Here is a 20538-nt window from a genome sequence, read left to right on the forward strand (position 1 = left end):
TAGGCAAAGAAACGCGTTTACTTGTCCTAACGGACGAATATTGATCGTAGCGTGCGAAGAATTTCGTACGGGTAAGCGCTTCAGAGTCTGCCCGGCTGCCTGCCGCGTGGAGCGCGTCCGCATGCAGGCTCTCACACAATGATTGAACGAGCCCCGAACCTGTCCGTGGCTCGACACTGCCCACGATATCGCATCATCGCCTTCGGCTGCTGCGCGGCTCAGTAGTCGGTTGGTCGGAGGCATCAACGGCGCAGATGCTGGTGCTTCCGCATGCCGAGAACGCACTCCCGGCAGCGAAGAACCCAGAAAATGAGAGATGCCGAAGCATCTCTCATATCGTCGGATATCCGCGGCCTACCTCGCAGCGAACTTGTGAGGATCGAACGCCTCGGGTCCCAGGCCGGAAAGCGTGGCACCGGACGGGAAGGGATAGCGCAAATACGGCGCCTGCGGCTGGCCCGGCGGCGAGTACTGGCCGTCAGCCAAGATGCGCTTCTTCGCGCTCAGCTCACGAATCTCGCATCGATAGGCAACGATCTGGCTGGCTGCCCCATCCTCGATCGGCGAATAGTCCTTCTCCGGCCGGAATTTTTCCAGCGCCTGGTTCTGGTGGGCACGCACTTCCTCCGTGCTCTCCCGAAGTCTCACTTCGCATCGAGCAATGACGCTGTAGTACTCGAGGCTCGTGTTCTGCCCCTTGGGAGCCTTCAGTAGCGCCACCGGCCGATCCACTTCGATCGTCACGCGCGGATTCGCCCGAATCGCTGACGCAAGCTTGCCGAATCGCGAACTGTGGATCAGGAACGCGTCGCCGGTAAAGGTAAAGCTCTGAGCGGTAACGTAGGGAAACGGCTCGTCATGCACCGCAACCCGGCAGATCAGTTCATCCTTGAGGAACGCCTCGATGGCTGGCCAGTCCGTCCAGGCCAGGTCGGTACGACGCATTTCACTGTGAAAGTAGAAGGGTGTCTCGATGGTCATGATGTGGCTTGCTGTTGAGCCCGGAATCGCCGCATCTGCGCACGTTCCGGACCTAGTCCAATGCCCCGCAACGGCCGGCGGATGGCCTCCTCCAGCCATTCCAGCAGGGCTTCAAGTTGCGGAGGAAGCGGCGAAGCGTCGTCAAGCGGAATGGCGTCCGCTTCGAAAGCCGGAAACCGCATTACTCGCGCGCCTTCGCCATCGCATGCGTCAACGACGACAGGAATGCATCGATCGCGCGTCCGCGCGAAGGCCGCCAGGCTGTCGCATTTGTTCAGGTAGATCTCGTCGACTCCAAACTGCCGGACAGCAAGCTGGAGTTGAGCGACGTCGAGCAGTCCTACGCGACGTGGCCGTCCAGTCCCTGTGCCATATTCGTTCGACAACATCCTGATTGCCACGCCGATGGAGAACGGGTCCTCTTGCCCGAGCAACGCGTGTGGATCGAAGCGGCGCGCCTCATCGCCCTTGCCGCGGCCGCTGCGCGCGGCCTCCGCACAGTAGGTCTCGGATCGCTGCCCGCCGAGTTCCGTGGGCAATGGCCCGCTGCCAACGCGGGAGACGATGGCCTTGGCCACGCCGATGGTCTTGCGGTGATAACGGCATGGAAGGTCGCCACCCACGTAGGCATAGGAAGGCAAGGTATGGCTGGACGTCACCCACGGCTGGGTGCCCTGCACGACATCGAGCATGACCGATTGCGCGCCCTCGAAGAGCACCCGCGCACCGCCTTCCACGCGCTGCAGCAGCGAGAGCGGATCGTCGGTCACGAATGGCCGGACCACCCGCCACGCCTGACGTATCCCATGCATGAAGACCGGGACACTGTCGTCTTCGCGCTGGGCCACTAACCGCATCATCTGTTCGAGAACCAGGCTTTCGTCCCGCACCAGGTCGCGCAGTTGAAACGCCGATCGCTCACCGCCCCGCATGCGTGCCGCCAGGTCCGCATAGCAGGGCCCGATGCCGTTGCCCGTCGTTCCGATATGCCCGCCATCCTGGCGGTCGGACAGGAAATGGGCGGGCTGGACGACTGGACACCGGTCGCTGATGGTCAGCCGTCCGGCCAGGTCGATCCCTTGCGCGGTCAGCATTTCGATTTCGGACGCCAGTTGCTGCAGGCCGATCACGCAGCCTGAACCAATGTAAAGCGACGCACCCGGATGCAGCACGCCGGAAGGGACCTGGCGCAGCCGCAAGGTGCCGTCAGGCGTGACGATGGTATGGCCCGCATTGGCGCCACCGTTGAAGCGCGCAATCACGTCATACTCTGCGGCGAGGTGGTCGATCACCCGGGCCTTCCCCTCATCGCCGTACTGCAGCCCTACCAGCACGTCCGCATACCCTGCTCTGGTTTCGGTGCCCATCGACTACAGGTCCAACGCAAACGTTGCTTCGATTTCGACCGGAGCGCCGAACGGAAGGCTTGCTACGCCCATCGCCACGCGTGCGTGGCGCCCACGCTCGCCGAAGATCCGGTTCAGAAGTTCAGACGCTGCGTTGATGACCAGCGGCGCATCGTTGAACCCGGGTTTCGCCGCAACGTAGCCGCCCACACGGACCACGCCGCGGATGCGTTCGAAGTCTCCGTCTACCGCCGCGGCAACCCAACCCAGCAAGTTGGCCAGGCACAGTCGCGCCGCTTCCTGCGCGGCTTCGACCGTGATGGCGTCGGGAACCGTGCCGACGAACACCAGCTTGCCGTGCTGTAGCGGCAGTTGTCCCGATACCGTCAGGAAGCCATGGTGCAACGTGTAGGGAACATAATGCGCCTTGGGAATTTCGGCCGCGGGCAAGACAATGCCGGCAGCCTGGATACGATCCATCACTGACATACTGACTCCTCGACTTGGAAAGATGCCGACGGAGCTTGCATGGTGCATGGTGCTGGCCATCCGCCGACACCCCGACTGTGCCGCACGGTGTCCCATGCGAATCGCGCGGGGACGCCAGTTGATGTCGCGCGGACGCCAAACTGCCTGCGCTGGCTATTCCCCCGCCATATCCCTGAAGTACTCGGTGGGTGTCATGCCGAGCGCGCGCCTGAACATGGCACTGAAGGCACTCGGACTCTCGTAGCCAAGCTGCAAGGCAATGTCCGTGACATGGCATCCCTCGGCGAGTAGCCGTACCGCGGCCATCAGCCTTGCCTGCTGCTTCCAGCGGCTGTAGGTCATGCCGGTTTCATCCGGAAACAGGCGGATGATGGTCCGCTCGCTCGCACCGACCGACCGGCTCCACGCTTCTACGGAGGTCTCGTCGGACGGGTCTTCGAGAATCTTCGCGCAGATCTTGCTTAGCCGGGCATCCTTGGGCATCGGCAAGTGCAGCGGTACGACGGAAAGCGGCCGCAGGTCCTGCAACAGGAGTTCGACCACGATGCCATCACGACCGGCTTCGTCGTAGGCCATGGGCATGCGGACCACCGCCGAAATCAGCTCTCTCAGCAAGGGCGGGACGGCGACGACGCAACAGCCGTGCAGTTCTGCCGGAATGGCATCGGCATGGATATAGACCGTTCGCATCTCGACGTCGCCGCAGGCTTGCATGGCATGCTCGACGTCGCAGGGCACCCACACCGCGCGCTGCGGCGGAACCACCCACGATCCGAAGTCGGTAGTCACCAGGATGGCGCCGACATAGGCGTAAATCAGCTGGCCACGCGGGTGGGAATGTGCGCCGATATAGAAGCCATCCTTCAGCTTGCGCGCCATGCCGCCCACCGGCCGGTCTATCGCCTGGTAGTCATCCCGGTTTTCGCTCTTTCCAAACATGGCGTCTTTGCGATAGTCGTTGTCATCCAGGGGCGCGCCGCACCGTACGCCGGCAAGTATCTTTGGCCGGACGCAAATTGCGTCGCAACGATCGAATGGAATCGAAACATCGATCCAACAGTCTGGAGCCAAATGTAATGTCAGTGTATCGAAACTTCAATCAGGAAGAGCTGGACCAGCAGTACAACGTCAGGGCCGGCATCCCCGGCTTCCAGGACATCTTCGAAGCATGGGAGAAGACCAGCGCCGCGTTTCGTCGTGCTAATCCGGTAAGGGAAAATCTTGCCTATGGTCCGGATATCAAGCAGGCGCTGGACTTCTTTCCTGCGCGCACCACGGGCCGTCCGTTGCTCGTCTTTATCCATGGCGGCTATTGGCAATCGCTGGACAAGTCCGACTTCAGCTACGTAGCAGCGCCCTACCTGCAGCACGATGTCAATGTGGCTGTGGTGAACTACCGCCTGGCCCCGGATGTCGGCATGGCGGAAATCGTGCGCGACAATCGCGATGCCGTGGCCTGGCTTTATCGCCATGCAGCGGAACTGGGATTCGACGCGAACCGGATTTTTATCTCGGGCCACTCGGCCGGCGGACATCTGACCGCCACGCTCGCGGGGACGGCTTGGGAAACGCTCGGCGTACCAGCGGATGTCGTCAAGGGCGGCTGCGCAATCAGCGGCCTGTATGACCTCGAGCCCATCCGCCTGTGCTATCTCAACAAGGCGGTCCGGTTGACCGAAGCCGACGTGGCAAGCTACAGCCCGATACACCATCTCCCGCTGGTAAAACTGCCGATGATCCTGACGGTCGGCGGAGATGAGTCTCCGGAGTACCACCGGCTCCAGCGCGAATACCAGGCACTGCTGACCGAATGCGGCTTTGACGTGCAGGTTGTGCCGCAGGACGGCGGACATCACTTCGATGCCGTCGACCTGCTTGGCGATGGCAATGGGGCACTTGCAGCGTCAGTCCTGCGCATGATCGAACGTCGCTGAAGGCTGAGTTCGGAGCCGCCAGTCGGCTCAGGGCCGAAGTCAGGATTGATCGTCGCAGAGCCGAGCCCCGCCACCGACACCCCCGGCATGGCTGTCATCGCTCATGGTGCAAAATTGCACAACCCGATCAACGAAACCCACTTCACCTGGAGTCAGCATGAGTGAGCACCGAATCCCGACCGCCGGCCTGCATCGATGGGTCGTCGACCTCTGGCTGGCCGCCGGGTCCGATCAACGCGAGGCCGTGTTGACCGCCGACCATCTGGTCGGTGCCAACCTGTCAGGCCACGATTCGCATGGCGTGGGCATGATCCCCAAGTACGTGATGTCGTGGCAGGGAGATCAGTTGCAGCTGAACCAGCAGGTCAGCGTGGTGCATGAATCGGGCGGCATCCTGAGCCTCGATGGCAATCGCGGCATGGGCCAGGCCGTGACCGAGCAGGCGATGCGGCTGGGCATCGAGCGCGCGCGCGAGCACGGCGTATGCGTGCTGGGCTTGCGCCGCTCGCACCACCTGGGACGCGTGGGGCACTGGGCCGAGCAGGCGACCGCGGCAGGCATGATTTCGATCCACTTCGTGAACGTGCTGTCCAAGCCGATCGTCGCGCCGCATGGCGGCTATGATCCGCGCTTCGGCACCAACCCGTTTACGATCGGCGTGCCGGTGGCCGGCCAGCCGCCGCTGGTGCTGGACTTTGCCACCAGCGCCATCGCGCTGGGCAAGGTGCGCGTGGCCAACAACAAGGGCGTGCCCGTGCCGCCCGGCTGCCTGATGGACCCGAACGGCCATCCGACCGACGACCCTGCCGTCATGTTTCCGCACCCTGGTACGCCGCAAGGCGCGCTGCGCACGTTCGGCGAGCACAAGGGTTATGTGCTGGCCGTGATGTGCGAACTGCTGGGCGCGGCCGTGACGGGCGGCCACACGATCCGGCCCGAGACGCTCACGCACGAGCACGCGGTCTGGAACAACATGCTGGCAATCATCTTCGATCCGGCGCGGCTCGGCAGCAGCACCACCTTCGGTCATGAAGTGGAAGCGTTTGTCGAGTGGATGAAGGCCTCGCGCCTGCAGCCGGGCAACGATGCCATCCAGTTGCCTGGCGACCCCGAGCGGGCCTGGCGCAGGGCCCGTGCGGAATGGATTCCCGTGGATAGCGGCACGCTGGCCCAGCTCGACGATGCCGCTGCGCGCGTGTTGCAGGGACGCGGCAAGTCGCCCGGCCCGCTTTCCGCCCTCGCGGCCAACTGAACAGGAGTTCCGACGATGACCACTACCCCGCATCTGCCCCAGATCCATCCGCTGCCCAACACGTTTCGCGCCGACATCCTGGCACGCAAGCGCCTGATCGGCTTGTGGAGTTCGCTTGGGCAGCCCGTGACCAGCGAGATCATCGGCCTGGCCGGCTTCGACTGGTTGCTGCTCGATGGCGAGCATTCGCCCAACGATGTGCTGACGCTCGCACCGCAGCTGATGGCACTGAAGGACAGCGTCAGTGCGCCGGTGGTGCGGCCGCCGTGGAATGATCCGGTCATGATCAAGCGGCTGCTGGATATCGGCTTCTATAATTTCCTGATCCCGTTCGTGGAGTCAGCGGAAGAAGCGCGTCGCGCGGTGCGCGCGACGCGCTATCCGCCGGATGGGGTGCGTGGCGTGTCGGGTGTGCAGCGGCAGAATCGCTATGGCACGTTGCCGGACTTCTTCAAGACCATCAACGAGAACATCTGCGTGCTGGTGCAGATTGAAAGCCGCAAGGGGGTGGAGGCGATAGCGGAGATCTGCGCGGAGCCGGGGGTGGATGGGATTTTTATCGGCCCGAACGATCTGGCGGCGGGATATGGGCATCTTGGCAATCCGAATCACGCCGAGGTGCAGGCCGCTGTGCAGCAGGTGTGCGATGCAGCCAATCGGGCCGGGAAAGCAATCGGGACGCTGACGGCGGTGGAGGCGGATGCGCGGCGGTATCTCGATATGGGGATGCATTTTGTGGCCGTGGGGTTGGATCATGTTTTGTTGAGGGATGCGGCCAGGGGGTTGAGGGAGAGGTTTGCCTGATGGCGTTCTCTGGTTATGACCGGGTCGTCGCTCTTGGCTGGCGCCGCTGTTTCGCCGGCGTGGCCGGCGGGGCGTCTCTGGCCATGATTGGGTTTTCGCTCTTGGCAAACGCCGCTGTTTCGCCGGCGTAGCCGGCGAGTTACTTCTTGTCCAAGCGACAAGAAGTAACCAAGAAACGCGTTTACTTGCCCTAACGGGCGAATATTGATCGTAGCGTGCGGAGAATTTCGTACGGGTATTCGCTTCAGAGTCTGCCCGGCTGCCTGCCGCGTGGAGCGCGGCCGTCCGCAGGCTCTCCGACAATGATTGAACGAGCCCCGAACCTGTCCGTGGCCCGACACTGCCACCGCTATCGCATCATCGCCTTCGGCTGCTGCGCGGCTCAGTAGTCGGTTGGTCGGGGGCATCAACGGCGCAGATGCTGGTACTTCCATTTCTTGCCGTCCCCCCTTCGGTTTTCACCGAGTGCGCGCAGCGGCGCCGACGCCATTCAATACTCTCCCCGTATCGTTGCAAACCCAATCAGTATTGGACGCAGCCACGCAGACGCTCATACGATGCAAGCAGGTGTCGAGCAATACGGACACCAGCACAGCGCCAACCGAGCGCGAGAGGCCGCCTCCAGTGTTCCCGGAGGCACCGGCCGGAATGCCCGCCCCCCAGCCACCTTACTGAGATCAAGCATGACCAAGCCCTGCATCATTTCTGTCGCGATCACGGGATCCCTGCCGCGCAAGAAAGACAATCCGGCCGTGCCGATCACAGTGAGCGAACAGGTGGAATCGACCCAGGCGGCATTCGAAGCGGGAGCGACCCTGGTTCATCTCCATGTCCGCAACGACGATGAAACGCCCACGTCCAATCCCGATCGCTTTGCCCTGGTGCTTGAAGGCATTCGCAAGCACGCGCCAGGCATGATTACCCAGGTGTCCACCGGCGGCCGCTCCGGGGCCGGCAATGAGCGCGGCGCCATGCTGCCGCTGCGACCCGACATGGCATCGCTGGCAACCGGCTCGGTCAATTTCCCGACCCGGGTCTATGACAACGCGCCTGACCTGGTCGACTGGCTCGCCGCCGAAATGAAGGCCTACGGCATCAAGCCCGAAATCGAGGCCTTTGACCTGTCGATGATCTTCCAGGCGGCAGCGATGCAGGCGGCGAACGCGATCGTCGGCCCCCTGCACATCCAGTTCGTCATGGGCATCAAGAACGCCATGCCCGTCGATCGCGACGTGCTCGAGTTCTACGTTCGTACCCTCAAGCGCCTTTCGCCGGATGCGACATGGACCGGCGCCGGCATTGGGCGCCATCAAATGACAATGGCTCGCTGGTCACTCGAACTCGGCGGCCACTGCCGCACCGGGCTCGAGGACAATGTCCGGATGGACAAGAACACGCTCGCCCCATCCAATGCCGCGCTCGTGCGCCAGGTTGCCGAGCTGTGCGAAGAGTATGGTCGCCCGGTCGCGACCGCCGCCCAGGCTCGCGAGATGCTGAATCTGGGCTGAGCCCGCTTCGGCGCATCGCGCGCCACGCGCGGAACGTCGACAGGCACAGCAGCGTGATCGCGCCAAATTCAAGCGGGTCCGGCGCCGGGCTGCGCAACTGCGCAGCCTGCGGAACGGATCCTAGTCGAGCGAGATCTTGCCCGCCTTGACGATTGCACCGTAACGCGCAATGTCCCGATCGATCAGCTTGCGAAACTCGTCCGGCGTACCACTCACCGGCACGAAGCCCAGGTCGGTCAGCTTCTTTGCCACATCGGGGTTGCGCACGGCCATGGCGATCTCCTTTGCCATCCGGTCGACAATGGCCGGCGGCGTGCCTGCCGGCGCGAGGAGTCCGGTCCACGAGCTCATCACAAAGCCCGGAAAGCCCGCTTCTTCCATGGTCGGAATGTTCGGCTCGCCAGGCCAGCGCTTGGCCGAGGCGACCGCCAGCACGTTGATCTTGCCCTGCTTCGCATGCGGCATCGGCACCAGCAACGGATCGAACGCCACCGAGACCTCGCCCGAAACGAGCGCCGGCAAGATCGGCGCGCTACCGTTGTACGGGATGTGCGTCATCTTCACCTTCGACTCCATCGCGAAGCGCTCGCCGGTCAGGTGCGCCGAGCTGCCGACGCCGCTGGAGCCAAAGGTCAGCGTGTCAGGATGCGCCTTGCCGTAGGCGACGAGCTCGGACACCGTTTTGACGGGGAGCTTCTTGCTGGAAAACAGGAACAGCGGCAGCTCCGCCATTTGCGCAACCGGCACCAGGTCGGACGGCTTGTAGCTCAGCTTTGAATACAACGACATGTTGGCGCTGTACGCGGCAAGGATCGACACAAAGGTATAGCCGTCCGCTGCCGAGCGCGCCGCGACGCCGACCCCCAGCGTGCTGTTCGCGCCCGGCTTGTTCTCGATGATGATCGGCTGCCCGAGACTTTGGGAGACCTTCTCGAACACCACGCGCGACACCGTGTCGGTCGATCCGCCCGGCGTATAGGGAACGATCACTTTGATCGGCTTGGCGGGCCATGCATCTGCGGCGACGGCTTGATTGCCCACCGCCGCGCAGGCGATTGCCGCAATCTGCACCATGCTGATCCAATGTTTCTTGACGCTCAATTTCATCTCCATCCTTCATTGTCATGCGCGCCCCGCCTTCTTCCTGGAGGGCATTCACAGCCGATCCGATCGGCGGATCCATTTTCCGTGCGGCGGCGTCGGAGAGGTAGGGGAAGAACAACGGTCTGCGCCGGGATTTGCGCGATAAGCGCACAAAGGCAGGAACGTGCATGGGCGCCCGCTCCGTTGCGCCTGAGGCTCCGCAATCGCCACTTGAGTCATGACGGACGTGGCGGGTGCTGCGCTCTTGCCGGTCCGGCCAGGTAGCCTCTCTCGCCCTCGCGCCAGCGAAAGATGTAATCGTCTGTAAATACGGGCGCCACGTCGACCCTTTCCCGGTGGAAGCACCCGGGGGCTTTGGTACGATCGCGCTTTTCTTCAGCCCCTGCCGCCGTGAATCGCCGCCCTGTCATTGTGTTTCGCGCGCATTGCGCACGGTGGCTCGCCCGCATCCGTCCTTTGGCGGCAGCCTGCAAAGCGACATCCAGGCGCCTTCTCGACAGTGCCCGAAGCCAGCTTCGCCACCCGACACGACGCGGCGTCACCCTCGCGCTCGTCGCCTTGTCGGCACTCTTCCTGCTGTTTGCGCTCGCACTCATCCGGTCGACGCCGACGCTCGGTGACATCCGCAAGGCCCGCATCGATCGGCCTGCCTTGATCCTGTCGGCTGACGGCGAAATCCTGGATGAACTCAAGCCGGTCAATCGTGCATGGGTGCCGCTCAGGCAAATCTCGCCCCACGTCGTGGCCGCATTGATCGCGACGGAAGATCGCCGCTTCTACGACCATCACGGCATCGACTGGATGCGGACGGCGGCGGCTGCACTGCATACGTTTTCCGGCGACCGGCAGGGTGGTTCGACGATCACGCAGCAACTGGCGCGCAACCTCTATCCCGACGACATCGGCCGCGCGCCAACGCTGACTCGCAAGCTCAGGGAAGCCATCACGGCCTTCAAGATCGAATCCGTGTACAGCAAGGACCAGATCCTCGAGACCTACCTGAACACGGTACCGTTCCTGTACAACGCCTACGGCGTTGAAATGGCCGCCCGCACCTACTTCAGCAAATCGGCCGATCGGCTCGATATTCTCGAAAGCGCGACGCTCGTCGGCATGCTGAAGGCCAACAGCACCTATAACCCTGTCCTTAATCCCGAGCGGGCACTGCAGCGGCGGAACACGGTACTCGGGCAGATGCACAAGTACGGCAAGCTCGAGGCCGATGCCTACGCCCGGCTCGAACGGCAGCCGCTCCACGTCGAATTCGCGCCGCAGACCGAGCCGCCGGGTGCCGCACCACATTTTGCGGCGCAGTTGCGTAAATGGTTGACCGCGTGGGCCGATCGCAATGGCTACAACCTCTACGCCGATGGGCTGGTGGTGCGCACGACGATCGATTTCCGCTTGCAATCCATGGCCACGCAGGCGCTGGCCTGGCAGACGAATCAGTTGCAATGGATCGCGAACCAGGCATGGAACGAGCATACGGGCTGCTGGCCAGGCAATGACCTGTTCCAGGCCTTCATCCGGCAGACTTCCGAATACCGCGCCGCGCGCGGCGCCGGACAAACGGACCGGAGCGCACTCAGGAACCTCGCGTCCAATCCCGACTTCGTACGCGCAATCTGCCGCGGCAAGACGCAGGTCCAGGCCGGATTCGTCGCGATCGATCCACGCAGCGGTGATATCAAGGCCTGGGTCGGCAGCCCCGACTTCCGTGCCGAGCCGTTCGATCATGTGCAACAGGCGCGCCGCCAGCCGGGCTCGACATTCAAGCCGTTCGTCTACGGCGCAGCGTTCGCAGGCGGCGCCCAGCCAGGCGATACCATCGTCGACCGAAACGTGGCCATCCCCCTGGCCGACCATGCCGTCTGGCGGCCGACCGACGCCGAACCGCCTACCGACCGGCCCATGACGCTGCGCGACGCGCTGGCGTTCTCGCGCAATCGCATCACGGCGCAGCTCATGCAAAAGCAGGGCCCGGAAAAGGTCGCTCGCCTGGCGCAGGCGATGGGCGTACGCGAGAGCCCGCTCGAACCGGTGCCTTCGCTTGCGCTCGGCACGAGCCCTGTGACGCTCAGGGAAATGGTTTCGGCATACGCAACGATCGCCAACCGTGGCAACTATGTCGCGCCGCGCATGGTGACCCGCATCGAGGATTCCCATGGCAAGGCCCTGGCCGAGTTTCCGGGCGCTGCGCCAGCAGCTGCGCTACCCACCGGGGCGGCGCTGACGCTGGTCGACGTGATGCGCGATGTCGTCACGCGCGGCACCGGCTCGGACATCCGGACGCGCTTCGGGATCCGCGCTGACGTGGCCGGCAAGACGGGAACGACGCAGGACAACGCCGATAGCTGGTTCATCCTCATGCACCCGCAGCTCGTCGCAGGCGCGTGGGTGGGCTTCGACGATGGACGCGTGACCCTTGGCAGCTATTGGAGCCAGGGGGCGCGCAGCGCCCTGCCAATGGTGGGCGCCTTCTATGACATGGCGCTGCGCGCGAAAGCAATTGATCCCGCCGCGCGCTTCAGCCCCGCAAAGCGCCCTCCTCCGGTGGCCAGGCCCCGGCAGCATCGCTTCCTCTTCTGGCGATTCTGACAGGACATCAGCGCCCGGCACTTCGGACCACGGCGCCCCGATTCCGCCTCTTGCGCGACTTCAGGTCGCGCCAAGGCGGTCGCGGGTGCGGCGCGCGACGTTCCTGGTCCAGGGAAATGCCGACCAGTACTTGTCCGCGAACGCTTCAATCTCATCGCGGTGCTTCAGCGAAAGACCAATCATGTCGAGGCCTTCGATAAACATGCGGCGGTGCCGATCGGACAACTGGAACGGATGCTCACCCACGGGCGTCTTCACGCGCAAGGTCTCCACATCGATGTCGATCGTGTTCCCGCTATCCGCATCCGCCGCATCCATCAGCGCCTCGATGACATCGCGCGGCAGCATCACCAGCAGCAAGCGGTTGTTCATCGCATTGGAGTAGAAAATCTCTCCATAGCTCGGCGCAATCACGGCCTGGATGCCGAACTGCTGCAGCCCCCAGACGGCGTGCTCGCGGCTCGAGCCGCAGCCGAAGTTGGCGCCGCCGACCAGGATGCTCGTGCCTGCATACTCGGGACGATTCAAGACAAAGTCCGCACGCGGATTGCCGTTTCCATCGAAGCGTTGGTCGTACAGAATCCCCTTGTCGAGGCCTGCCTTGTCAATGCCGCGAAGAAACTGCTTCGGGATGATCTGGTCGGTGTCGAGGTTCTCGAAGCGGATGGCGGCCGCCTTGCCGGTGATGCGGGCGTAATCAGACATTGGCGATCTCCAGCTTGCGCACGTCGGTAATCTTGCCGGTGATGGCCGCGGCTGCAGCCATGGCCGGGCTCATCAGGTGCGTCATGGCGCCACGTCCCTGCCTGCCTTCGAAATTTCGATTGGTGGTCGATGCGCAACGAATGCCATCCGCCAGCACATCATCGTTCATGGCCAGGCACATGGAACAGCCAGGCTGCCTCCATTCAAACCCCGCCGCGATCAGGATCTCCGCAATCCCCTCGCGCTCGGCCTGGGCCCGCACCGCGCCGGACCCTGGCACGACCATCGCCCGGACGCCGCTGGCCACCCGCTTTCCGCGCACGACGCCGGCAACCGCCCGGAGGTCTTCGATCCGGCCGTTCGTGCAGGAGCCGATGAAGACATGCTGGATGGCGGTGCCTTCGAGCACCGAGCCGGGCGAGAGGCGCGTATAGGCGAGTGCGCGCTCGACTGCGCGCTTGTCGGCCTCGTCGATCTGGTCCTCCGCGAACGGGATATGCCCCGACACCGGCACCACCTGGTCGGGACTGGTGCCCCAGGTCACATAGGGCTCGATATCGCCGGCGTCGAACGCGAACTCGAGGTCGTATGCCGCCTCCGGGTCGCTCTTCAGCGTCTGCCAGTACGCCAGGGCCGCTGCGCGCTGGGCATCGTCCATGTCCGGCGCGCGGCGCAGCACGTAATCGGTCGACACCGCGTCCGGCGCAATCAGCGCGCCGCGCGCGGCCGCTTCCACGGTCATGTTGCAAAGCGTGAAACGAGCCTCGACGCTGAGATCGCGGATGGCCGAGCCGCAGTATTCCACCACGTAGCCGCGTGCCCCCTGCGCCCCGATCCTGCCGATGATCATGAGGATCAGGTCCTTGGCCGTCGTGCCGGCCGGGAGCTTGCCGTCCACGCGAATGCGCATGGTCCTGGCCATGCGGTAGACCAGCGTCTGCGTAGCGAGCACGTGCTCGACTTCCGACGTGCCGATGCCGAAGCCCAAGGCGCCCAGCGCGCCATAGGTGGTGGTGTGGCTGTCGCCGCAGATCACCACCATGCCCGGACGGATCATGCCGTGCTCGGGCGCGATGACGTGCTCGATGCCTTGCAGCGTATCGTTGGTATCGAACAGCGGGATGCCGTGCTTCTCGCAGTTGGCGCGCAGGTTCGTCGCCTGCAGCGACGAGGCCGGGTCGGCGATCACGCGGATCTTCGTCGGATGCGTCGGAATGATGTGGCTGACGACACTGACGTTCTGCCCCGGCATCAGCACGCCGCGCTCCTGCTCGTGCAACCCGGCAAAGGCCTGCGGACTCGTGTACTCGTTCATCAAGTGCAAGTCGCAGTACAGCAGGACGTTATCGTCGTCGAGCCTGGTGACGGTGTGGGAGTCGACCAGCTTGTGGTACAGAGTACGTGGGGACATCGCTGCTACCTGTTTGGCAATCATTCGGCGATCATTCGGCGGTAATGCCGCGCTGCCTGATCAAATCGGCCCACATCGGCATCTCCTTCTCGAGCCGCTTGCGGGCCGCGTCGGGCGTGGTCGGCGTGGGCTCGAAGCCTTCCTTCAGCATCCGGTCCCGGGTCGCCTGCGCCGTGAGCGTGGCATTCAGGGCGGCGTTCAGCTTGTCGATCACCGGCCTGGGCGTGCCGGCCGGCGCGAATACCATGAACCACGTTTCGAAGTTGTAGCCCGGCAGGCCCGCTTCGGCCGCGGTGGGCACGTTCGGCAAGAGCGCCGAGCGCTTCGAACCCGTGACGGCGAGCGCGGTGAGTTTGCCGGCAAGCACATGCTGTTGCGCGGCGGATATCACGGGAAAGCTCATGTCGACCTGGCCGGCAATCGTGTCGACCAGGGCCGGGCCGCCGCCACGATAGGGCACGTGGACGATCGATACATTGGCCACCGACTTGAACAACTCGGCGGACATATGGAACGTGCTGCCATTGCCGGCGGAGCCATAGGTCAGCTTGTCCGGCTTCGCCCTGGCAAGGGCGATCAGCTCCTGCAGGTTCTTCGCCGGGACCTTGTTGTTGATGACCAGGACATGCTGCGAGCCGGCCACCATGCCAATCGGCGCCAGGTCCTTGAGCGTGTCGTAAGGCATGCGCGGGAACAGGCCGGGATTGATGGCCAGCGAAACCGTCTGCAGGCCGATGGTGTAGCCGTCGGCCGGCGACTTGGCGACCGCATCCACGCCAATATTGCCGCCCGCGCCAGCGCGGTTCTCGACGACGATGGTGCCGCCCAGGTGCTTCGACCATGCATCCGACACGAGCCTGGCGGCGATATCGGCACTGCCGCCCGGCGCGTACGGCACGATCAGACGAACCGGGCGCTGCGGATACGACTGCGCCGATGCGGTTCCCAACACGGCGGCACAAGCGGCGAACGCGGCAAGGCGGGCAAGGCTCATGGGGTGTCTCCTTGAAATGATTTTTGTGCGAGGAATCCTAGCACTTGCCTGCGGAAACATAATTTAGGCAAAATCCATTCTTTATTGCCTGGAGTTCACGAGTGGACAGCTTCTCCGACGTCGCCTTCTTCATGGCAATCAACAAGCAAGGGAGCCTGGCCGCGGCCGCGCAGGAGCTTGGCGTGACGCCATCCGCGGTCAGCAAGCGCCTGCTCGCCCTTGAGTCGCGCCTGGGCGTCAGGCTGTTGAACCGGACGACCCGGCGCATCAGCCTGACCGCCGAAGGGGAGAACTATCTGGTCGAGGGCGCACGCATCCTTGCGGAGCTGGAGACACTGGAGCGGTCGGTGGCCGGCAGCAGCAGCACGCCGCATGGGCTGTTGAAGATCGGCGCAACGCTGGGCTTTGGGCGCCGCCATATCGCGCCCGCGCTGGCCGCGTTCTCCAGGGCGTTTCCGAAGATCGAGATCCAGCTCCATCTCAGCGAGCGGCCGTTGAACCTGACCGAAATGGGCCTGGATGCAGTCGTGCATTTTGGCGAGATGCCCGATGTCCGGCTCACCGCGCGGTTGCTCGCCAATAACCGGCGCCTGCTCTGCGCCGCACCGTCCTACCTGGCGCGGGCCGGCCTGCCCGGCAGTCCGCGCGACCTCACCCGGCACAGCTGCATCTTTATCCGGGAGGCGGACGAAACCTTCGGCACCTGGCACATGCGCAACGGCTCGCAGCAGGAGACCGTCAAGGTGCGGGGCCCCATGAGCACGAACGACGGCGAATCGGCGGTGGTCTGGGCGCTTGAAGGACAAGGGCTCGTGGTGCGGTCCGAATGGGATATCGCGGAAGCGTTGCGGACGGGCGCCCTGTGCAGGGTGCTGCCGCAGTGGCAGTTCACGCCGGCCGATATCTACCTGGTCTACGGCGCCGGCAAGACCCGGTCAGACCGGGTGAAAGTGCTCGTCGACTTTCTGCTCGATCGCTTTGCGTGCCATCGACAGGAAAAGCCTGGGGCCGATGGGGGCTGGTAGGCGTCGACGGCCAGTACGTGGCACAGCGCAACGACACCGATGCGGGGCCGTGCCCTACTCCCGTGCGTCGGATCGCGACCGTCCGTCCGGGCCGCCCGGATTCGCCTGCGCCGCGCCGAAGAAGCGTACGGACACCGCGCTACCCGGCATGGGCGCAAACTCGGCGTCGCTGAACACGCGCGCCATGCCGTCCGTTTCGGTCAGATGCACAAGCGCCTGGCTCCAGCGTGCGGCGCCCACCTGGGCGCGGACCGCGCCAGCATACTGCCCCGCAGGCGGCAGGCAAATGCCATCCGGAAGACGTATCTCCGCCGCACCGCTGGCGCGGGTCGGCGGCCTGGCCACGACCCTGGCGCGAACCTCGTGCGGACGCGCCAGCAATGCCGCTGCCGCGCGCACGTCGCCACTCTGGATCAGGCGGCGGGCCTCCGTGGAGGAACAGCGGACGGCTGCATCGGTGGCTCGCAATGGCACGGGGTTGACGGTATATCCGTTCGCTTCGCCAAGCTGCCCAAGGTAATCGATATCGCCCTGCCGGCCCTTCCCGCAGCGGAAATTCGCGCCCACAACGAGGCGCCGCATGCCCAGGCGCGCAAGCAGCCATCCACGCACAAAGTCCTCCGCACTGGCTTCGCTGAGGGCGCGGTCGAACGGCAGCACCAGGCAGTGGTCGACGGCGTTGCTGTCCGCCAGCAGCGCGATACGGTCATCCACGGTGGAAATCATGCGCGGCGCGCTGTGCGGTTGCAGAAAGGCGCGCGGGTGCGGGTCAAACGTCAGCAGTACGGTCGGCAGCCCAAGCGCACGCCCGGCGGCTCGCAATTCGGCCAGGACGGCGCGGTGCCCGCGGTGCACGCCGTCGAACGTGCCGATCGAAACGACGGATGCGGCCAGCCGCGGCGGCGCGGCCCCTCTTGTCACCTGCATGGTGGTCTCCTCCTCTTGTCATGAGCCCCATGCTAGGAGGCGACGGCTCGGGACGCCAATCCCTTGCCGTCATGAGGACTATAACCAGCGCTCATTGCCCGATGTCCGGCCCGGCAACCTCGCCCGCCAACGCCTCGTGGCGCATGAACAGCCTGTGCACCAGCGCCCGGATCCACTGGTTGCCCGGCTCCCGGTGCACGCGATCGTGCCAGTGCTGGGCGATGTCCATGCCGGGCAGCGTCAGCGGCGGCACCACCACGGCAAGGCCCAAGTCATCGCATAGCGCGCGCGCCAGTGTCAGCGGCAGTATCGCCACGGCGTCCGAATGCCGGGCGATAAGCGCCGCGGTCGCGAAACTCGGCACGCGGCAGATGATGTTGGTGCTTGGCACGGCGGCCTCGATGGCGCGTTCGACGCTGAGGTGTTCGTGGCCCGTCCCGACCGCGGAAACCAGCACATGCTTTTCAGCAACGAACACCTGCGCCTCGCCAAGCTGCGCCAGACGCGGATGGTCCTTGCGCACGACGGCGCCGTAGACCTCGTGCCACAGCAACTGGCGGCGGATGCTCTGCGTCAGCGTGGGGAAAGAGCCGATCGCCAGGTCGACCAGGCCATTCTCCAGCCAGACATCGAGATGCGTGGCATCGGCATTGACTGCCTGCACGAGGATGCCCGGCGCTTCTTCCGCCAGTTGCTTCAGCAGTCTCGGCAGCATCTGCGAAGCGCCGGCATCGAGCAGGAAGAAGCTGAAGCTGCGCTGGCTGGTGCGGGGATCAAAGCTGACATGGTCCGAGCGCAAGGCACGCACGCTCCGGAGAATCGACCGCACCGGCTCGCCAAGCTCCAGCGCCTTCGGTGTCGGCTCCATGCGCAGGCCCACGCGGACGAACAGCGGATCCCCGAAATACTGGCGCAGCCGCGCCAGCGTCTTGCTCAGCGCTGGCTGCGTCAGGTTGAGCACGCGCGCGGCCTTGGTGAGGCTGCGCTCGCTCAGCAGCACATCGAGCACCAGCAGGTGATTCAGGCTGAGTTCGTCTTCATGACGCTGGGGAATAGTGTCCATGATGCGAGGTGATTAGCAAACGGGCCGGCGCGGCTGTAGTCTAGTTTCACACAGCTGACGCAGATCAGAAAGCAGGTTTCCCGAGACGAAACTTCATGCGCGCCGCGTCGCGGCGCCGGAATGAAGGCCCCCATCAGGAGGAGATTGCCATGTCATCAGCCCTACCCATCGCAGCCGTCGCGAGCCGCCTTGCCGAAGTCGCCTTCGATGCCGCCAGCTTCCGCGATGCCTTGTCGCGCGCCGTTACCGCGGTGACCGTCATCGCTACCGATGGCGCCGGTGGCCGCGCCGGCGTCACCTGCTCGGCGGTCTGTTCGGTCAGCGACTCGCCGCCCACGGTGCTCTTCTGCATCAACCACCGCAGCGCCGCCAACGGTGTGATCAAGTCCAACGGCGTGGTCAGCATCAACTGGCTGCACGCCAGCCAGACCGCCGTGTCGCAGCTGTTCGCCGGAGCCGGTGCGGTGCCGATGGCGCAGCGCTTCGACGCGGACAGCTGGGGCGTATTCGCCACCGGCGCGCCCTACAGCAAAGCCGCCATGGTCGCCCTCGACTGCAAGGTGGTCGACCAGATCGAGATCGGCACGCACAGCGTCTTTGTCGCGCAGGTATTCGGCAGCGCCGGCGCCGAAAGCCGCAACGACACACCGCTGGTCTACTGCCGCCGCAGCTACGCCACCACGCAGCCGGTCGCCGCCTGAGCCGCGCCCCTCGGCGCATCACCCGATTTTTTCACCCTGTATCAGCATGCCCTTCTCCAGGGCAGGGACTGTCACACCCTAGAACTCACCAAGGAGACCCGCGATGATTCGCACTGGCAAGCAGTACCTGGAATCGCTCAACGACGGCCGCAACGTATGGGTCGGCAACGAGAAGATCGACAACGTCGCGACGCACCCCAAGACGCGGGACTACGCGCAGCGCCACGCCGACTTCTACGACCTGCACCACCGTCCCGACCTGCAGGACGTGATGACCTTCGTCGACACGGACGGCGAACGCCGCACCATGCAGTGGTTCGGCCACTTCGACAAGGAGCAGCTGCGCCGCAAGCGCAAGTACCACGAAACCATCATGCGCGAGATGGCCGGCGCCTCGTTTCCGCGCACGCCGGACGTCAACAACTACGTGCTGCAGACCTATATCGACGATCCGTCGCCGTGGGAAACGCAGACGATCGGCGCGGAAGGAAAAATCAAGGCGAAGAACATCGTCGACTTCGTCAACTTCGCCAAGCAGCACGACCTGAATTGCGCCCCACAGTTCGTTGATCCGCAGATGGACCGCTCGAACCCCGACGCCCAGCAGCGCTCGCCCGGCCTGCGTGTCATCGAGAAGAACGACAAGGGCATCGTCGTGTCGGGGGTCAAGGCGATCGGCACGGGCGTCGCCTTTGCGGACTGGATCCACATCGGGGTATTCTTCCGCCCCGGCATCCCGGGCGACCAGATCATCTTTGCCGCCACGCCGGTCAACACCCCGGGCGTGACCATCGTCTGCCGCGAGAGCGTGGTCAAGGACGATCCCATCGAGCACCCGCTGGCGTCGCAGGGCGACGAGCTGGACGGCATGACGGTGTTCGACAACGTCTTTATCCCGTGGTCGCATGTGTTCCACCTGGGCAATCCCGAGCACGCCAAGCTCTATCCGCAGCGTGTGTTCGACTGGCTGCACTATCACGCCCTGATCCGCCAGTCGGTGCGCGCCGAACTGATGGCGGGCCTCGCAATCCTGATCACCGAGCATATCGGCACCAACAAGATCCCGGCCGTGCAGACCCGCGTGGCCAAGCTGATCGGCTTCCACCAGGCCATGCTGGCGCACATCGTCGCCAGCGAAGAACTGGGCTTCCATACGCCAGGGGGCGCCTACAAGCCAAACATCCTGATCTACGACTTCGGCCGCGCGCTTTACCTCGAGAACTTCTCGGAGATGATCTACGAGCTGGTCGACCTGTCCGGACGCAGCGCACTGATCTTCGCGAGCGAAGACCAGTGGAACGACCAGGCGCTGAACGGCTGGTTCGAGCGCATGAACAGCGGCCCGGTCGGCAAGCCGCACGACCGCGTGAAGATCGGCCGCGTGATCCGCGACCTGTTCCTGACCGACTGGGGCAACCGCCTGTTCGTCTTCGAGAACTTCAACGGCACCCCGCTGCAGGCCATCCGCATGCTCACCATGCAACGCGCCGAGTTCTCGGGCGCGGGTCCCTACGGCATCCTGGCGCGCAAGGTCTGCGGCATCGAACTCGGCGAAGACCACGAGAGCGAGTACAAGGCCACCGCTGGCTATGCCCAGGCACTGGATTCCGCGCGCCACCAGGAAAAGCTCGCCCTGAGCGGCACCATGACGGTCTGACCGCCTGACCTTCCGGCCGGCTCCGGTCCGGCCGGGACA

General features: G+C 64.5%; 18 protein-coding genes. 8 read left to right on the forward strand and 10 right to left on the reverse strand.

All coding sequences use genetic code 11. The features are described 5' to 3' along the window. Positions 1-354: 354 nt before the first annotated feature. The 4 genes from AC3FKH_RS08110 to AC3FKH_RS08125 form a co-directional block, all read right to left on the reverse strand. Entirely contained in the window at positions 355-981 is a 627-nt protein-coding gene (locus tag AC3FKH_RS08110) for a pyridoxamine 5'-phosphate oxidase family protein (RefSeq protein WP_488674469.1), read from the reverse strand. After that, positions 978-2348 carry an adenylosuccinate synthetase gene (locus tag AC3FKH_RS08115; RefSeq protein ID WP_488674470.1) on the reverse strand — a complete coding sequence of 457 codons (1371 nt, stop codon included), beginning with the start codon at positions 2346-2348 and terminating at the stop codon, positions 978-980. The genes AC3FKH_RS08110 and AC3FKH_RS08115 overlap by 4 nt, the downstream gene beginning before the upstream one ends. A 3-nt stretch (positions 2349-2351) precedes the next feature. After that, on the reverse strand, positions 2352-2816 hold the full coding sequence (locus tag AC3FKH_RS08120) for a RidA family protein (protein WP_488674472.1): 465 nt from the start codon (positions 2814-2816) through the stop codon (positions 2352-2354). A 153-nt stretch (positions 2817-2969) separates the two neighbouring features. Beyond that, positions 2970-3755, reverse strand: coding sequence for an AraC family transcriptional regulator (locus AC3FKH_RS08125; RefSeq protein WP_488674474.1), 786 nt, complete (start codon positions 3753-3755; stop codon positions 2970-2972). 137 nt (positions 3756-3892) lie between these two features. Between AC3FKH_RS08125 and AC3FKH_RS08130 the strand changes: the two genes are divergently transcribed. The 4 genes from AC3FKH_RS08130 (at position 3893) to AC3FKH_RS08145 (ending at position 8314) form a co-directional block, all read left to right on the forward strand. Then, positions 3893-4750, forward strand: a complete 858-nt coding sequence (locus AC3FKH_RS08130; RefSeq protein WP_488674475.1) for an alpha/beta hydrolase — start codon at positions 3893-3895, stop codon at positions 4748-4750. A 157-nt stretch (positions 4751-4907) separates the two neighbouring features. Beyond that, a complete protein-coding gene (locus tag AC3FKH_RS08135; RefSeq protein WP_488674477.1) occupies positions 4908-6002 on the forward strand; it encodes a malate/lactate/ureidoglycolate dehydrogenase in 1095 nt (364 codons plus the stop codon). 15 nt (positions 6003-6017) lie between these two features. After that, a complete protein-coding gene (gene garL / locus AC3FKH_RS08140; RefSeq protein ID WP_488674479.1) occupies positions 6018-6806 on the forward strand; it encodes a 2-dehydro-3-deoxyglucarate aldolase in 789 nt (262 codons plus the stop codon). Between the two features lie 683 nt (positions 6807-7489). Then, positions 7490-8314: a 3-oxoadipate:acetyl-CoA acetyltransferase gene (locus tag AC3FKH_RS08145; protein WP_488674481.1), complete on the forward strand. Its 825-nt coding sequence runs from the start codon at positions 7490-7492 to the stop codon at positions 8312-8314. Between the two features lie 120 nt (positions 8315-8434). Here AC3FKH_RS08145 and AC3FKH_RS08150 read toward each other — a convergent pair whose 3' ends face one another. Continuing rightward, entirely contained in the window at positions 8435-9421 is a 987-nt protein-coding gene (locus AC3FKH_RS08150; protein ID WP_488674483.1) for a Bug family tripartite tricarboxylate transporter substrate binding protein, read from the reverse strand. 387 nt (positions 9422-9808) lie between these two features. Here AC3FKH_RS08150 and AC3FKH_RS08155 point away from each other — a divergent pair, with 387 nt between their 5' ends. Beyond that, complete coding sequence (locus tag AC3FKH_RS08155; protein WP_488674485.1) at positions 9809-12016, forward strand: penicillin-binding protein 1A; 2208 nt, start codon at positions 9809-9811, stop codon at positions 12014-12016. Between the two features lie 60 nt (positions 12017-12076). Here AC3FKH_RS08155 and leuD read toward each other — a convergent pair whose 3' ends face one another. The 3 genes from leuD to AC3FKH_RS08170 are packed head-to-tail and all read right to left on the reverse strand — an operon-like array spanning position 12077 to position 15126. Then, a complete protein-coding gene (leuD, locus tag AC3FKH_RS08160) occupies positions 12077-12721 on the reverse strand; it encodes a 3-isopropylmalate dehydratase small subunit (protein WP_488674487.1) in 645 nt (214 codons plus the stop codon). Further along, complete coding sequence (gene leuC, locus AC3FKH_RS08165) at positions 12714-14132, reverse strand: 3-isopropylmalate dehydratase large subunit (protein ID WP_488674488.1); 1419 nt, start codon at positions 14130-14132, stop codon at positions 12714-12716. Before leuC ends, leuD begins: the two co-directional genes overlap by 8 nt. A gap of 31 nt (positions 14133-14163) precedes the next feature. Then, positions 14164-15126, reverse strand: a complete 963-nt coding sequence (locus tag AC3FKH_RS08170; RefSeq protein WP_488674489.1) for a tripartite tricarboxylate transporter substrate binding protein — start codon at positions 15124-15126, stop codon at positions 14164-14166. A 101-nt stretch (positions 15127-15227) separates the two neighbouring features. Between AC3FKH_RS08170 and AC3FKH_RS08175 the strand changes: the two genes are divergently transcribed. After that, positions 15228-16151 (forward strand): LysR family transcriptional regulator, encoded by a 924-nt coding sequence (locus tag AC3FKH_RS08175; RefSeq protein ID WP_488674491.1) that lies wholly within the window; start codon positions 15228-15230, stop codon positions 16149-16151. Between the two features lie 54 nt (positions 16152-16205). Here the strand turns inward: AC3FKH_RS08175 and AC3FKH_RS08180 are convergent, their stop codons facing one another. Both AC3FKH_RS08180 and AC3FKH_RS08185 read right to left on the reverse strand, forming a co-directional pair. Further along, positions 16206-17078, reverse strand: a complete 873-nt coding sequence (locus AC3FKH_RS08180) for an FAD synthetase family protein (protein ID WP_488674493.1) — start codon at positions 17076-17078, stop codon at positions 16206-16208. Between the two features lie 91 nt (positions 17079-17169). Then, positions 17170-18141 carry a LysR family transcriptional regulator gene (locus tag AC3FKH_RS08185; RefSeq protein WP_488674495.1) on the reverse strand — a complete coding sequence of 324 codons (972 nt, stop codon included), beginning with the start codon at positions 18139-18141 and terminating at the stop codon, positions 17170-17172. 149 nt (positions 18142-18290) lie between these two features. On the opposite strand from AC3FKH_RS08185, the gene AC3FKH_RS08190 reads away from it, so the two are divergent. Further along, positions 18291-18842, forward strand: a complete 552-nt coding sequence (locus AC3FKH_RS08190; RefSeq protein WP_488674497.1) for a flavin reductase — start codon at positions 18291-18293, stop codon at positions 18840-18842. A 103-nt stretch (positions 18843-18945) separates the two neighbouring features. Then, entirely contained in the window at positions 18946-20499 is a 1554-nt protein-coding gene (gene tcpA / locus AC3FKH_RS08195; protein ID WP_488674499.1) for a 3,5,6-trichloro-2-pyridinol monooxygenase TcpA, read from the forward strand. Positions 20500-20538 lie beyond the last annotated feature (39 nt).

This window comes from Cupriavidus sp. 21MJTG02-4, from assembly GCF_057798975.1.